Source organism: Vibrio sp. 1562 (assembly GCF_033340155.1).
GTDB classification, from domain to species: domain Bacteria; phylum Pseudomonadota; class Gammaproteobacteria; order Enterobacterales; family Vibrionaceae; genus Vibrio; species Vibrio alginolyticus.
Genome location: NZ_JAWOVY010000816.1, coordinates 1 through 509, shown reverse-complemented (window position 1 = coordinate 509; position 509 = coordinate 1). Strand labels below are relative to the sequence as shown.

Below are 509 nucleotides of genomic sequence, written 5' to 3'. Positions count from 1 at the left end.
CTCTGAAAACGGGCGATTTGTTATTTCAGGACAAATCTACGACCTGTGGAGCAAGAAGCCCCTCAACACGATGTCCCAAATGAGGGATGTAGCGGAGCGTATCCACTTCAAGAGCATGGGCATGGATGTGGACACGCTGAACACCGTTTCGATGGGGCGTGGTGACAAAGAGGTGGTGGTCTTTGTTGATCCTAGGTGCGCGGTTTGCCATCAGCTCATGGGTGATGCCAAATCGCTGGTGGATGATTACACCTTTAAATTTATCGTGATTCCAGCTCTGGGTGCTGAGTCCAACCGCCTGGCAAAAAACTTGTACTGCGCGAAAGACAAAACCCACGCGCTTGATGCGCTGATGAACAACACCCTGGGTTCCCTTCCTTCAAAAGAAACCTGCGACCCCGGCCAATACGATCAAACGCTGCTGACAGCTCATTTCATTGGGATTGAGGGCGTTCCGTTCGTGGTTGCTCCGGATGGTCGTGTCAGCAAAGGACGTCCGAAGAACCTGA

Annotated in this window: 1 protein-coding gene; it reads left to right on the top strand. The window is 52.1% G+C overall.

Annotation, left to right across the window (positions count from 1 at the left end; genetic code table 11):
* Positions 1 to 509: DsbC family protein (locus tag R7Z49_RS27835; RefSeq protein ID WP_318112889.1), on the top strand; the 509-nt coding region annotated here is incomplete at both ends.